Raw genomic sequence first — 13,632 nt, forward strand, 5'->3', positions numbered from 1 at the left:
CAGCATGGAGGGGCGCAAGTCCAGCGAAATGCGGTGCACGGCGTCGATGCTGCGGTCGACCAGGGCATCGACATAGTCGGCTTTTTCCTGCAGCAGCGGGTCGTCCGGCGGCAGGCGGCGCGCCAGCATGGCCAGCGCCATCTTGATCGCCGTCAAATTGCCGCCCAGGTCATCGTGCAGTTCGCGCGCCAGGCGCGTGCGTTCGTGTTCCTTGACCTTGTCGATATGCGCCGTCAGCTCGGCCAGGCGCGCGCGCGACTGGCGCACTTCGATCTGTTCCAGCCGGCTTTCCGTGATATTCGTCATGATGCCTTCCCACTGCACCGTGCCGTCGGCCAGCGCGCGCGGCGTGGAGCGCAGGTTGATCCATTTGACATCCTTCCAGGCATCGATCCAGATGCGGCCTTCCCAGTTCCAGCTCCACAAGGCGTTTTTTGACGCCTGCATCGACTCCAGATACGAGGCGCGGTCATCGGCCAGGATCAGCTGGTAGAACAGTTCCGGGCGCGCGTGCAGCTGTGCCGGCTCCAGGCCCAGCAGCGCCTGGCAGCCGTCGCTCAGGTAGGCAAACGATGCCCGTCCATCCGCGTGCAGGCAGAACTGGTACACCAGGCCCGGCGTATTCGAGACGATGGCGTTGAAGCGCGACTGCACCTGCGCCAGGGCGGCGGCCGTCGCCTGCGGCGTGCGCAAGTCTTCGCCCTCGGCCAGCAGCAGGGCGCGCCCCTGGCGCTGGGCGCGCGACAAATGCAGGCTGAGCGAATACAGGCTGCCATCGCGGCGCCGTTGCTGCACGTGCAGCCGGGCTTGCGCGCCGATGCTGTCGTCCAGGGTGGCCAGCACGGCGGCCAGCTGCTGCGCGTCGAGCTGCGGCGCCAGCGTGAAGGGCGTCATCGCCAGCAACTGCTTGCGTGCATATTGCAAGTTATCGCAGGCGGCATTGTTAGCGTCCAGCAATTGCAAGCTGGCCGCGTCGTACAGGTAGATTTCCGGCGCCGCCGCGCGCAGGGCGGGGGCGAGCCGGGGAGTATCGTGCATGGGATGGCCTTTCTTCATCAGCGGCGGGCGCGCCAGAAGGCGGCGAAGCGGCGCAGCACTCTGGCCGGGCGGGAATTATGACGGCCTGGCGGGCCCTTGCGCAAGCGCTGCCACCAGGCGCGGCGGGCGCGGCCCAGCGCGGCCGACAGGCGGCTGACCCTGCGCCACGGGCGCGTGGCGCGCAGGCGGGCGATCCAGCGGTCCTTGGTTTCCATGAACCGGCCATGCCAGCGGGCAAACCACGGCAAACTGAGCAGGGTAGGGCGCGTCAGGTTGTACAGGCGCGCGACGGCGGCCGCGCCGCCCAGCTTGGCGAGGACGATCACGCCGATGCCGGAAAACGCATGGCCGCGCGCGATCGCCAGCAGGGCCAGCAGCTTGACGGGAAACAGCAGCACGGCCGGCAGCACGAAGATGGCCAGCGCCCAGTACGGCGGCAGGCGCTTGATCCACGCTTCCAGCGCATGCAGCGGTGGAAATTGCGCCACCACCTGCATGATGCGCGCACCGGTCGCCCACAGCCATTCCTCGATCAGCAGGCAGATGGCGGCCAGGTAGACCAGCGGCGCGAACAGCCAGCGCCTGACTCTGTAGAATTTTTTCATCCGTCTCCGTGTGGCGCTCCGGTATGGCTGCCATTGCCTCGATGATACGTTAAAAAAGCCCGGCTGCCCCCGCATCCGGTGTGCCCGTGGCTCCCTGGCGGGGCTACAATAGGCGGATGAATAAAGCCTTTGTAAAAGAATCCGACAACGACGACGATGAAGAAGCGGCCGCGCTGGCGCTGGCCATTCCCGCCGGTGCCAAGAATTACATTACGCCGGCCGGCTACCAGCGCATCAAGGAAGAGCTGCTGCAGCTGATCGACGTCGACCGTCCGGAAGTGGTGCGCATCGTGCATTGGGCGGCGTCGAATGGCGACCGCTCGGAAAATGGCGACTATATCTATGGCAAGCGCCGGCTGCGCGAAATCGACCGCCGCATCCGCTTCCTGACGAAACGCATGGACCTGGCCGCCATCGTCGACCCCAGCGTGCACCATGGCAATGACCAGGTGTTTTTCGGCGCCACGGTAACCTACCGCACCAGCGACGGCGCAACGCACACCATCACCATCGTCGGCATCGATGAATTCGACCCCCTGAACGGCAAGATCAGCTGGGTCTCGCCGATGGCCCGCACCATCACCAAGGCGCGCGAGGGCGACCTCATCACCCTCAACACGCCGCAGGGCGAGCAGGAGCTGGAGTTGCTGGAAGTGACGTATCCGGCGCCGGGGGAGGGGTAAGCTTGCGGTGACGCAGGGTTAGTCCTGGTAAGCCTGTCACGCTGGGACTTTCCTTTACGGGAGAGCGACCATGGCCCGCGTCCGGCGTTTGTTTATGCCTGGCATGCCCTTGCATGTGGTGCAGCGTGGGGCGGACAGGCAAATCTGTTTTTTTGAACCGGCTGATTTTCTTTGGTATTTGCAGCAACTGCAGCGGCACTCACATGCGCAAAGCTGTTTCCTGCATGCCTATGTCCTGATAACGAATCATGTGCATTTGCTGCTGTCCTCAGGTAGTGTTCTGGCCGTCTCGCGTATGATGAAGGCCTTGGGGCAGGAGTATGCACATTACATTAACTGGCGTCGGCATCGCAGCGGACCGCTGTGGGACGGGCGCTACAAGTCCTGCGTCGTGCAGGATGCCACCTATCTGCTGGTATGCCAGCGCTATATCGAACTCAATCCCGTGCGAGCCGGCATGGTGCGCTATCCGGGGCACTACCGATGGTCCAGCTATCGTTGCAATGCGGAGGGGCGCGAGGATGTCCTGGTACAGCCACATCCACTTTATCTGAGCATGGGTAAAAACCAGGGAGAGCGGCAGCAAGCCTACGCTGCCTTATTTTATGGTGATGAGGAAGTGCAGCGTCAGGCCTTGCGTGTCGCCAGCCGCGGCAATGCGGCGGTGGGGAGCGACGAATTCGTGAGGGAACTGCAAACCCGTAAAGCGTAAAGGCCGGGGTCGGTCGCTCCGCGATCGGAATACGTCCCACCGGGACGTATTCCCCCTCAGGGTCCGACCCCAGTATTTGCCTTGGGGTCTAATTACGCTCGCGCAGGATGCGGTTGACGCCGGCCACGCGGCGCACGTTGCGCAGCAGGGCGGCCAGGTGGACCCTGTCCTTGACCTGCACGGTGAAGCGCAGCTGGTCGAGCACGTTGTCCTTGTCTTCGTCCATGCCCACATAGATGATGTTGGCGTCGGACTCGCCGATTTCGGCGGCGACTCTCGCCAAAATGCCCCGTTCGCTGTTGATCAGCACCTTGATGCGGCAGTCGAAGCGGCGGTTCAGTTCGGTTCCCCAGCGCACGGCGATCCAGCGGTCCGGCTCCTTGGCGCGCTGGCGTTTCGCTTGCGAGCAGTCGCTCGTGTGCACCAATAGTCCCTGGTCGCGGCGCAGCTGGCCGATGATCTGGTCGCCGGGAATCGGCAAGCAGCACGGCGCCAGCTGCACCGAGACGCCTTCGGTGCCGCAGATGGTAACGGGGTCGAGTTCGCTGCCGCTATTGTGTTCCACGGGCATGCTGGCCGCTTCGCCGCCGATCAGGCCGAAGATGTGGCGCGCCACCAGGGTGGCCATGCGCTTGCCGATGCCGATGTCCGCGTACAGCTCGTCCATGGAATTGGCGCTCGATTCGTTGAGCAGGCGTTCCACCAGCGGCGCCGGCAGATCGGCGTCGATGTTCAGGGTTTGCAGCGCCTGCGACAGCAGCTGCTGGCCCAGGGCGATCGATTCGGGCAGGTTGATCGTGCGCAGATGGTGGCGGATGGCCGAACGGGCCTTGCCGGTGCGCACGAACGACAGCCACGTCGGGCTGGGGCGCGACGAGGAATCGGTGATGATCTCGATGATGTCGCCATTGTGCAGCTCGGTGCGCAGCGGCGAGGTTTCGTTGTTGATTTTCACCGCCACGGTCTGGTCGCCGATGCCCGTGTGGATCGAGTAGGCGAAGTCGATGGCCGTGGCGCCGCGCGGCAGGGCGATGATCTTCGACTTCGGCGTAAACACGTAGACGGAATCGGGGAACAGGTCGACCTTGACGTGTTCGAGGAATTCGGCCGAGTCGCCCGTCTGCTGCTGGATGTCGAGCAGCGATTGCAGCCACGCATGGGTGCGCTGCTGCAAGTCGGACGGGTTCGATTCGCCGCTCTTGTACAGCCAGTGCGCCGCCACGCCCGATTCGGCCGTGCGGTGCATTTCCTGCGTGCGGATCTGGAATTCGACGGGGGTGCCGTATGGGCCGATGACGGTCGTGTGCAGCGACTGGTAGCCGTTCAGCTTGCGAATCGCGATGTAATCCTTGAACTTGCCCGGCATGGGCTTGTACAGGCTGTGCAGGGTGCCCAGGGTCACGTAACAGTCGGCAAAGCTGCCCACCACCACGCGGAAGCCGTACACGTCCAGCACTTGCGAAAACGACAAATGCTTGCTGCGCATCTTTTTATAGATGTCGTACAGGGTCTTTTCGCGGCCCGTGACGTCGGCCTCGAGCTCGGCCATGGACAAGGTGCTTTTCACCGCTTCCATGATCTTGTTGACCACTTCGCGCCGGTTGCCGCGCGCCGCCTTGACGGCTTTCGCCAGCGTGCGGTAGCGCATCGGATACAGGTGCGAGAACGACAGATCCTGCAGCTCGTGGTAAATATTGTTCAGGCCGAGGCGGTGCGCGATCGGCACGTACACTTCCATGGTCTCGCTGGCGATGCGGCGTTTTTTGGCCGCCGTCATGAAATCGAGCGTGCGCATATTGTGCAGGCGGTCGGCCAGTTTGATCAGGATTACGCGCACGTCGGACGCCATGGCCAGCAGCATCTTGCGGAAGTTTTCCGCCTGCGCTTCGATCTGGCTCTGGAATTCGATCTTTTCCAGCTTCGACAGGCCGTCGACCAGGTGCGCCACCGGTGCGCCGAAGCGTTCGATCAATTCTTCCTTCTTGACGTCCTGGTCTTCCATGACGTCGTGCAGCAGGGCGGCCATGATGGCTTGCGCGTCGAGTTTCCAGTCGGCGCAGATTTCGGCGACGGCGATCGGATGCGAGATATACGGTTCGCCCGAGCGGCGCATCTGGCCCAGGTGCATTTCGTCGGAGAAGCGGTAGGCTTCCTTGACTTTTTTCAGGTCGGCGGGGGACAGGTATTCGGCCAGCTTGTCGGCCAGGTGGCTGACGGAGGCCACGCCCAAGGCGGGTGCTGGCGGTGTCGCGGAGGTGGTCCCGGCGGACGTGCCAGCACCGGACGCGGAAGCGCCCTGTGCTTTTGCCGCCTGGCGCGAGGCCAGCGGCGGCAGTGATGCGGAAGTCGTGTCGGCTGGAGTCAGACTCATAAAACGTCGCGTTGCTTTACAGTGTGAATAAACGATACGGTAGAACCAGGGGTCAGCACTGTTCCGGCACGCGGCTTCCCAATTACATCGGGACCTTTTTCAGCATTTCGATGCCAACTTTACCGGCAGCGATTTCGCGCAGTGCGACAACGGTAGGCTTGTCCTTGGCTTCCACTTTTGGGGTGTGGCCTTGCAACAACTGACGTGCGCGATAGGTCGCAGCCAGGGTCAGCTGGAAACGGTTAGGGATCTGCTTCAGGCAATCTTCGATTGTGATACGGGCCATGGTAACTCCTAAAATTTTTGCGTGGTGCTGTGTGAATTGGCGTGCAGGCTGATTACTCTGCGTGCAGGCCCAGCTGGGCGAATAGCGATGCGTTGCGGGCCGCTTGTTGCGCAAACCGGCAACGGGCCGCTCTCACGATCGCGCTCAGTTCGGACAAAGCGACCGTAAACTCTTCATTGATAATAACATACTCGAACTCGGGAGCGTGTGCGATTTCGCCGCCGGCCGCCAGCAGGCGGCGCGTGATCACGTGCGGCTCGTCCTGGCCGCGCTTGTTCAGGCGCTCTTCCAGCGCATCGATCGATGGCGGCAGGATGAAAATACCGGCCGCGCGGGGGAATTGCTTGCGCACCTGGCGCGCGCCCTGCCAGTCGATTTCCAGCAGGATGTCGGTGCCAGCGGCCATTTGCTGTTCCACCATGATGCGCGAGGTGCCATAGTAATTGCCATGCACTTCCGCCCATTCCAGGAACTCGCCCTGGTCGGCGCGCGCGACAAAGTCTTCCGCCGTCGTGAAGTAGTACTCGCGGCCGTGCTGCTCGCCCGGACGGGGCGCGCGCGTGGTGGTCGAAATCGACAATTTGATGCCGGGCTCTTGCGCCAGCAATGCATTGACCAGTGTCGATTTGCCGGCGCCCGATGGCGCGGCGACCACGAACAGGCTGCCGGAGAAGGCGGTAGGGTGGCTCATGCGGATCTTTCAATAATCGTGTTGTTGGCGCCGATGCTCGCGCAGGCGGCGCCCAATCCGGTATTTTACCAAGAGGCAAGGCTGTGAGCCAGTCCCAAAGAGGCCGGCATGGCCGGCGTCTTACTCCAGGTTCTGCACCTGTTCGCGCATCTGCTCGATCAGCAGCTTCAAGTCCATCGAGGCGTCGGCCAGTTCCTTGACGGATGCCTTGGCGCCCAGCGTGTTGGCTTCGCGATTCAGTTCCTGCATCATGAAGTCGAGGCGCTTGCCCACTTGCCCGCCCTTGGTGAGGATGTGGCGCGTTTCGCCCAGGTGGGCCGACAGGCGCGCCAGTTCTTCCGAGACATCGATGCGGATGCCGTACAAAATGACTTCCTGGCGGATGCGCTCCATGGCGTCCTGGCGCGACAGGGCCGAATTCGAGCCCTGGCTGGCCAGGCCCAGCGCATCCTGCATGCGCTCGATGGCTTTTTGCTGGAAGGCCGCCACCACTTGCGGAATCAAGGGCGTGATGCGCTTGACGATGGCTTCCATCGCTTCGATGCGCGACACCAGCACCGCCTCGAGCGCCGCGCCTTCGCGCTTGCGGCTGTCGACGAAGGCCGCCACGGTGCGTTTGGTCAGCGCGCCCACGTCCGCCTGCAGGGACTCTTGCCCCACTTGCGCTTCTTCGATGACGCCAGGCCAGCGCAGCAGTTCGGCCACCGTCATGACGGGGGCGGAGACAAAATGCTGGCCCACTTCGTTTTGCAGGCGCGCCAGTTCGGCCAGCAAGGGCAGGTTCAGCGCCTGCGTGCCGGCGGTCGCGGCCTTGCGGCCAAAGCTCAGGCGTACCTCGACTTTGCCGCGCGTGATGGCGGACATGACGGCGGCGCGCAAGTCAGGCTCCAGCGCCCGCAGATCGTCGTTGATGCGGAATTGCAGGTCGAGAAAGCGCGAGTTGACGCTCTTGATTTCAATTGTCAGTGTGCCTGCAGCACCTTCGCTGGTGGCAACCGCGTAGCCTGTCATGCTTGAAATGCTCAAAGGATTCCCCGATTTGGTCTTGTATACAGTCACTTATACACTTAATCAGCCAGCGCAGGCAATACCGCCCGCGCCGCGAAACAGGACCGAACTGCGCGATGGCCTGAAAATTGCTGAATAGTGTGCGTTTTACGGCATTGTAAAGAAAATTGTGTTTGGCGGGGCAGGATTGTAGGGATCTTGTGCGCGGGCCGCCCTGCGCCGTGGCATGGCGCCGCGGTGGTAAAATCGCGGCCGCAACCCCAATCACACAGGACACCCTCATGACATTCGAATCCCGCCCGAGCGGCCGCGCCGTCGATGCGCTGCGCGCCATCCGCATCACCCGCCAGTACACCAAGCATGCCGAAGGGTCGGTGCTGATCGAGTGCGGCGACACCAAGGTCATCTGCACCGCCAGCATCGAAGACAAGGTGCCGGGTTTCCTGAAGGGCAAGGGCCAGGGCTGGTTGACGGCCGAGTACGGCATGCTGCCGCGCTCGACGCATACGCGCATGGACCGCGAAGCGGCGCGCGGCAAGCAGTCCGGCCGCACGCAGGAAATCCAGCGCCTGATCGGCCGCTCGCTGCGCGCCGCCTTCGATCTGCAGGCCTTCGGCGAACGCACGCTGCACCTCGATTGCGACGTCATCCAGGCCGATGGCGGCACGCGCACGGCCTCGATCACGGGCGCCATGGTGGCCGCGTATGATGCGTTTTCGCAGCTGCAGGCGCGCGGCGCGATCGCCGCCATCCCCGTGAAAAGCTTCGTCGCCGCCATCTCGGTGGGCGTCTACCAGGGCATGCCGGTGCTGGACCTCGACTATGTGGAAGACTCGGGCTGCGACACGGACATGAACGTGGTGATGACGGAAGCGGGCCACTTCATCGAAGTGCAGGGCACGGCCGAAGGCGCCGCGTTCGACCGCGCCGGCATGAACCGCTTGCTGGACCTGGCGCAGGGCGGCATCGCCGACCTGATCGCCCTGCAAAAGCAATCGCTCGGCATGTAATCTTTACATAGATTTACATGTCATTGCCCGCCGCGCCGGGCAAAAAGCCCACACCTGCCGCCGTTGAGCGCGGCGGCGGGGCGCGGTGAGGGGGGCGCAAAAGGTTTACAATGTCGGCACTTCAACCGGACTACTGACATGACCCAACGCCTCATCCTCGCCTCCAACAACGCCGGCAAGCTCAAGGAATTCAACGAGCTGCTCTCGACCATCGGTTTTTCCGTCCACGCCCAGGGCGAGTACGCCGTGCCGGAAAGCGACGAACCATTCCACACCTTCGTTGAAAACGCCCTGCAAAAGGCGCGCCACGCATCGCGCCTGACGGGCTTGCCGGCGCTGGCCGACGATTCCGGCGTGTGCGTGAATGCGCTCGGCGGCGCGCCGGGCGTGTATTCGGCCCGCTATGCGGGCGAGCCGAAATCGGATGCCGCCAACAGCGCCAAACTGATCGCCGACCTGGAAGCGCATGCCGACAAGTCCGCGTATTACTACTGCGTGCTGGTGTACGTGCGCCATGCGGACGACCCGCAACCGGTGATCGCCGACGGCCGCTGGAATGGCGAAATGATCGCCATGGCGCGCGGCACCGGCGGCTTCGGCTACGATCCGCATTTCTTCATTCCCGCGCTGGGCAAGTGCGCGGCCGAACTGACGTCCGATGAAAAGAACGCGCTGTCGCACCGTGGCCAGGCCCTGCGCGCGCTGGTGGAAAAACTGCGATGATCCCGATCAAACTGGTGGGCGCCGTTGCCAAGTCGGCAGCCAGGCCCGGAGCCTCGCCGGCGCCGCAGGAAGGCATTTCCGGCGCGGCCGGGGCGGCCCTGAAATACCTGCAGCCGGGCGCGCTGAACCTGACGGCCTTGCCGCCGCTGTCGCTGTACATTCACTTTCCGTGGTGCGTGAAAAAATGCCCGTATTGCGATTTCAATTCGCACGAGGTGCGCGGCGACTTGCCGGAAGCCGAATACCTGGCGGCCCTGCGGCTGGACCTGGAAATGGCGCTGCCGCTGATCTGGGGCCGCAAGATCCACACGATTTTCATCGGCGGCGGCACGCCCAGCCTGATGTCGGCGGCGGGGCTGGACCGGCTGATGTCGGACGTGCGCACCCTGCTGCCCCTGGAGCCCGATTGCGAAATCACCATGGAAGCCAATCCGGGCACCTTCGAAGCGGAAAAATTCAAGTCTTACCGGGCCAGCGGCATCAACCGCCTGTCGATCGGCATCCAGAGCTTCAATGGGCGCCATTTGCAGGCGCTGGGGCGCATCCATGACGACAACGAGGCGCGCCGCGCGGTGGACATCGCGCACGCCAATTTCGACAATTTCAATCTCGACCTGATGTACGCGTTGCCCACGCAAACCTTGGACGAGGCGCGGCAGGACCTGGAAACGGCGCTGTCGTTCGCGCCGCCGCACCTGTCGCTGTACCACCTGACCTTGGAACCGAACACGCTGTTCGCCAAGTATCCGCCCGTGCTGCCGGACGACGACGCCAGCGCCGACATCGCCGACATGGTGGCTGAGCGCGCGGCGCAAGCCGGCTATGGCCGCTACGAAGTGTCGGCGTATGCGCAGCCGGGCCGCCAGGCCAGGCACAACCGCAATTACTGGGAATTCGGCGACTACCTGGGCATCGGCGCGGGCGCGCATTCGAAGATATCGTTCCCGCACCGCGTGCTGCGCCAGGCCCGCTACAAGCAGCCGCGCGCCTACATGGATGCGGTACTGGCCGGTAATCCGGTGCAGGAAGAGCGCGAGCTGGCGCGCGAGGAGATGGGTTTCGAATTCATGCTCAATACCCTGCGCCTGACGCAGGGTTTCTCGCCGAACCTGTTCGCCGAGCGCACGGGCCTGGCCATCAACGCCATCGAGCAGCCGCTGAATGCGGCCGAAGCCAAAGGCTTGCTGTACCGCGACCACCAGGTCATCCGCCCGACGGAACGGGGATTGTGCTTCCTGAATGACCTGCAGCAGATGTTCCTGGAGGATTAATGCGCGGTGGCGGCGCGCAGCCGTTGCAGCTTGGCCGCATACAGCCCGTGCTCGTTGCGCGTGGTGCTGTTGTCCATCGCCAGTTCCAGCTGCCGGTCCGCCTGCGCCAGCTGGCCCATGCGCGCATACGCCTGCGCCAGCCAGAAGTGGAATTCGTGGTAGTACGGGTCGCGCGCGATTTCGCGTGAAAACAGGCGGATCGCCTGGACGTAATCGTTTTGCTGCATGGCCGCCTTGCCCAGGTTGAAGTAGTGGAAGGGCGGCTGCGGCTGCAGCGCCAGCAGGCGCCGGCGCAGCGGCAGCGCTTCATCGGGCAGGCCGGACGCTTCCAGCGCCTGCGCCAGGTTCGACAGCAGCAGCGTGTTGTCCGGCGTGCGTATCAGCGCATGGGCCAGCGTGCGCCGCGCTTGCGCCAGGTCGCCATGGCGCAGCTGGATCACGCCCAGGGTGTTGTAGGCGCCGTTGAACGAGGGATCCTGCAGGAGGGCCGCCCTGGCCCACCAGTACGCCTGGTCCAGCTGGCCCTCGCTCATGGTTTCGGCGGCGCGGTTGTTCATGTACATGGCCAGCACGGTCGCTTCGCTGATTTCGCGCGTGCGGTAGCCCGCCACGTCGCCGGACGGCAGGAAGTCGATCACCATCATGCCCTTGGCGTCGTAGTTATTCGGGTTGTCGCCCAGGCGCTGGCCCAGTACCAGATTGACGTGGCCGGCGACAAAATACATGTCGCCGCTGCGGCTCCAGCTTTCTTCGCCCAGCACCTCCTGGTAGCGCACCTGCAAGCCCAATTCATGCGCCAGCGCCGCCGTCATGATCACCAGCGACAGGCAGTTGCCCTGGCGCGCGGCGAACGTTTCGCGCGCATTGCGGGTCATGGCCGCATCGTACTCGAGTTTCAGCCTGGATTTGTCGTACAGCGCTTCGTACAGCGCCGTGCGGGGATTGCCGTTGTGCGTCGCTTGCCGCACTTGCGTCTGCACATACTGGCGCATGGCGTCGCTGAGGGCGAAGATCTGGCCGGCATCGATGGCGGTGGCCGGCGCAAAATCGCTGTCGTTGAAGATGGGGGGCAAGCTGACGGGCGGCGCGGCGGCGCAGGCGGCCAGCGCGGCGCAGAGCAGGGCGGCAAGCAGGCGCATGAAGCAAGCGGCGGAAACAAGATAGGGGCGCACGGTCTCTCCCTGGAGGCGCCGACTGTCTCATGTCGCGGTGGCGCGCCAGTCCCACCTGAAACCAGTATCGGCGCGCCTGGCGCCGCTGTCAAATAGTTTCAAGCGCCTTGCCGCCGCCTGCACGGTGCCTGAGGCAGGGCTTGACACCGCGGGCTTAAAACTCTTCCCAGTCCTGCTCGCCGGCGATGTGCGATGGCGTTTTGTGCGCCGCGGCATCGGCAGCCCTGGGTGCGGCCGGCTTGCTGCCCGTCGCCTGGGACTGGCGCCGCGTCGCCAGCCGCGGCGGCGCGGCGGTGGCGGTCCTGGCCGGCCGCGCGGCGCGTACCGGCGCCACTGCCGGCGTCACGTGTTCGAGCTGGAAGCCGGCCGCCACCTGCGCCAGGCGCGCCGCCTGATCCTGCATGCTTTCGGCCGCCGCCGCCGCTTCCTCCACCAGGGCCGCATTTTGCTGCGTTACCTGGTCCATCTGCGCGATGGCCTGATTGACCTGGTCGATCCCCATGCTTTGCTCGGCGCTGGCGGCGGTGATCTCGGCCATGATGTCGGTGACGCGTCGCACGCTGTCGACCACTTCGTCCATGGTGTTGCCGGCCTGCTGCACCAGCCGGGTGCCGTTGTTGACCTGTTCCACCGAGTCGCCGATCAGGGTCTTGATTTCGTGCGCCGCCGCGGCCGAGCGCTGCGCCAGGCTGCGCACTTCCGTGGCCACGACGGCAAAGCCGCGCCCCTGCTCGCCGGCGCGCGCCGCTTCGACGGCCGCGTTCAATGCCAGGATATTCGTCTGGAAGGCGATGCCGTCGATGACGCCGATGATGTCGACGATTTTCGTCGACGCCGTGTCGATGGCGCCCATGGTATCGACCACCTGGCTGACGATGCTGCCGCCCCGTTCGGCCACGCTGGACGCGGCGACCGCCATCTGGTTGGCCTGGCGCGCATTGTCCGCATTCTGTTTCACTGTGCTGGTCAATTCTTCCATCGACGACGCCGTCTCTTCCAGCGAACTGGCTTGCTGCTCCGTGCGCGCCGACAGATCCTGGTTGCCGGCGGCGATTTCGCCCGATGCCGTGGCAATCGCATTGGTGCCCGTCTGCACTTCCGACACCACCTTGCGCAGTGCCTCGTTCATGCCGTGCAGCGCGCGCATCAGGTCGCCGATTTCATCGCTGGCCGCCGTGCCGAAATGCGTGCGCAAGTCGCCCGCGGCGACCGTTTCCGCCACCTTCACGGCCGCCTGCAGGGGCGCGGTGATCGAACGCGTGATCAGCCAGGCACAGACGCTGCCCAGGGCCACCACCAGCGCGCACAGCAACAACAACAGGGTGATGCTGCGCTCATTGGCGGTCTCGATGGCGTGCGCCGTCGCGTCGATGGCCTGGCGCTGCTGCGCCAGCAGCGCCTTGACGTTGTTCTGGTACCGGGTGGCGGCGGGCGCGAAGCTGTCGCGGTACGCACTTTCCGCCAGGGCCGCATTGCCGCCCTTGCGCGCGTTCATCACCTGGGTCTTGGCATCCTGGTATTTGACGCGTTCCGCGATGGAGGCCTTGAAGATGGCCTTTTCTTCCTCACTGACGAGCAGGGTTTCGATTTGCTTCAGCAGTTCGCTGCCCTGTTTCGTGCTGTCGGCGATGGTGTCGGCAAACACGCTGGACAGGGTTTCATCCGTGCTCCGGGCAATCATCGAGGTGCGCGCGATGGCCGAGTAAATCAGCACATACCAGTCCGATACCAGGCGCTCCTTGGCCAGTGGTTTTTCCATCATTTCCCGCGTCGCTTCGGCATTCACGCGGGCACTGTACAGCGCGTACGAGGTGGAGATCACGGACAGCAGCAGTACCAGCGCGAAGCCTGCCGCCAGGCGGGTGCCGATACGAAGGTGGGAGAGGGCGTGCATGGTCATAACTCCTGTCGCAGAGGGGATTTAATTGCCTGTGCGACATAGTATGCACCGATAAGTGACCAAGAGGTGAGCGAAAAAAGTGCCTGTTTTGGTGACTGTTGCAGCCACGCCCGTGCTACAGATCGCCCGCCTGGCGCCAGTCGCGCATGGGCGCCAGGGCGA

General features: G+C 64.1%; 13 protein-coding genes. 5 read left to right on the plus strand and 8 right to left on the minus strand.

All coding sequences use genetic code 11. The features are described 5' to 3' along the window. On the minus strand, window positions 1-1,038 hold a 1,038-nt coding region (locus K0F86_RS27670; RefSeq protein ID WP_257572260.1), incomplete at its 3' end, for a sensor histidine kinase. Between the two features lie 17 nt (window positions 1,039-1,055). Further along, a complete protein-coding gene (locus tag K0F86_RS20245) occupies window positions 1,056-1,643 on the minus strand; it encodes a hypothetical protein (protein WP_219136025.1) in 588 nt (195 codons plus the stop codon). Window positions 1,644-1,759: 116 nt separating this feature from the next. On the opposite strand from K0F86_RS20245, the gene greB reads away from it, so the two are divergent. Together greB and K0F86_RS20255 are read left to right on the plus strand one after the other, a co-directional pair. Then, entirely contained in the window at window positions 1,760-2,326 is a 567-nt protein-coding gene (greB, locus tag K0F86_RS20250) for a transcription elongation factor GreB (RefSeq protein ID WP_096237449.1), read from the plus strand. Window positions 2,327-2,396: 70 nt separating this feature from the next. Continuing rightward, a complete protein-coding gene (locus K0F86_RS20255; RefSeq protein WP_219136026.1) occupies window positions 2,397-3,038 on the plus strand; it encodes a transposase in 642 nt (213 codons plus the stop codon). 88 nt (window positions 3,039-3,126) lie between these two features. Here the strand turns inward: K0F86_RS20255 and K0F86_RS20260 are convergent, their stop codons facing one another. From K0F86_RS20260 to K0F86_RS20275, 4 genes are all read right to left on the minus strand, one after another. After that, window positions 3,127-5,409, minus strand: coding sequence for a bifunctional (p)ppGpp synthetase/guanosine-3',5'-bis(diphosphate) 3'-pyrophosphohydrolase (locus K0F86_RS20260; protein ID WP_219136027.1), 2,283 nt, complete (start codon window positions 5,407-5,409; stop codon window positions 3,127-3,129). Window positions 5,410-5,491: 82 nt separating this feature from the next. Beyond that, a complete protein-coding gene (rpoZ, locus tag K0F86_RS20265; protein ID WP_010400723.1) occupies window positions 5,492-5,695 on the minus strand; it encodes a DNA-directed RNA polymerase subunit omega in 204 nt (67 codons plus the stop codon). A gap of 52 nt (window positions 5,696-5,747) precedes the next feature. Then, window positions 5,748-6,386 (minus strand): guanylate kinase, encoded by a 639-nt coding sequence (gene gmk / locus K0F86_RS20270; protein ID WP_080753685.1) that lies wholly within the window; start codon window positions 6,384-6,386, stop codon window positions 5,748-5,750. Window positions 6,387-6,506: 120 nt separating this feature from the next. Continuing rightward, entirely contained in the window at window positions 6,507-7,397 is an 891-nt protein-coding gene (locus tag K0F86_RS20275) for a YicC/YloC family endoribonuclease (protein WP_035821322.1), read from the minus strand. Between the two features lie 278 nt (window positions 7,398-7,675). Between K0F86_RS20275 and rph the strand changes: the two genes are divergently transcribed. From rph to hemW, 3 genes are all read left to right on the plus strand, one after another. Beyond that, window positions 7,676-8,404, plus strand: coding sequence for a ribonuclease PH (gene rph, locus K0F86_RS20280; protein ID WP_219136028.1), 729 nt, complete (start codon window positions 7,676-7,678; stop codon window positions 8,402-8,404). A 138-nt stretch (window positions 8,405-8,542) separates the two neighbouring features. After that, window positions 8,543-9,127, plus strand: a complete 585-nt coding sequence (gene rdgB, locus K0F86_RS20285; RefSeq protein ID WP_219136029.1) for an RdgB/HAM1 family non-canonical purine NTP pyrophosphatase — start codon at window positions 8,543-8,545, stop codon at window positions 9,125-9,127. Beyond that, window positions 9,124-10,398 (plus strand): radical SAM family heme chaperone HemW, encoded by a 1,275-nt coding sequence (hemW, locus tag K0F86_RS20290; protein ID WP_219136030.1) that lies wholly within the window; start codon window positions 9,124-9,126, stop codon window positions 10,396-10,398. Before rdgB ends, hemW begins: the two co-directional genes overlap by 4 nt. On the opposite strand, the gene K0F86_RS20295 is transcribed toward hemW, so the two are convergent. Both K0F86_RS20295 and K0F86_RS20300 read right to left on the minus strand, forming a co-directional pair. Further along, window positions 10,395-11,570: a tetratricopeptide repeat protein gene (locus tag K0F86_RS20295; protein WP_257572261.1), complete on the minus strand. Its 1,176-nt coding sequence runs from the start codon at window positions 11,568-11,570 to the stop codon at window positions 10,395-10,397. The two genes, hemW and K0F86_RS20295, sit on opposite strands and share 4 nt — an antisense overlap. A 154-nt stretch (window positions 11,571-11,724) precedes the next feature. Beyond that, window positions 11,725-13,464: a methyl-accepting chemotaxis protein gene (locus K0F86_RS20300; protein ID WP_219136031.1), complete on the minus strand. Its 1,740-nt coding sequence runs from the start codon at window positions 13,462-13,464 to the stop codon at window positions 11,725-11,727. Window positions 13,465-13,632 lie beyond the last annotated feature (168 nt).

This window comes from Janthinobacterium sp. UMAB-60 (assembly GCF_900095235.1).
Lineage (GTDB): Bacteria > Pseudomonadota > Gammaproteobacteria > Burkholderiales > Burkholderiaceae_D > Janthinobacterium.

Bases quoted from the DNA above. Each gene is read 5' to 3' on its own strand.
- greB (WP_096237449.1), top strand. From the start codon at position 1,760: ATGAATAAAGCCTTTGTAAAAGAATCCGACAACGACGACGATGAAGAA.
- hemW (WP_219136030.1), top strand. From the start codon at position 9,124: ATGATCCCGATCAAACTGGTGGGCGCCGTTGCCAAGTCGGCAGCCAGG.
- gmk (WP_080753685.1), bottom strand. From the start codon at position 6,386: ATGAGCCACCCTACCGCCTTCTCCGGCAGCCTGTTCGTGGTCGCCGCG.
- K0F86_RS20260 (WP_219136027.1), bottom strand. From the start codon at position 5,409: ATGAGTCTGACTCCAGCCGACACGACTTCCGCATCACTGCCGCCGCTG.
- K0F86_RS20245 (WP_219136025.1), bottom strand. From the start codon at position 1,643: ATGAAAAAATTCTACAGAGTCAGGCGCTGGCTGTTCGCGCCGCTGGTC.
- K0F86_RS20255 (WP_219136026.1), top strand. From the start codon at position 2,397: ATGGCCCGCGTCCGGCGTTTGTTTATGCCTGGCATGCCCTTGCATGTG.
- rpoZ (WP_010400723.1), bottom strand. From the start codon at position 5,695: ATGGCCCGTATCACAATCGAAGATTGCCTGAAGCAGATCCCTAACCGT.
- rdgB (WP_219136029.1), top strand. From the start codon at position 8,543: ATGACCCAACGCCTCATCCTCGCCTCCAACAACGCCGGCAAGCTCAAG.
- rph (WP_219136028.1), top strand. From the start codon at position 7,676: ATGACATTCGAATCCCGCCCGAGCGGCCGCGCCGTCGATGCGCTGCGC.
- K0F86_RS20275 (WP_035821322.1), bottom strand. From the start codon at position 7,397: ATGACAGGCTACGCGGTTGCCACCAGCGAAGGTGCTGCAGGCACACTG.
- K0F86_RS20300 (WP_219136031.1), bottom strand. From the start codon at position 13,464: ATGCACGCCCTCTCCCACCTTCGTATCGGCACCCGCCTGGCGGCAGGC.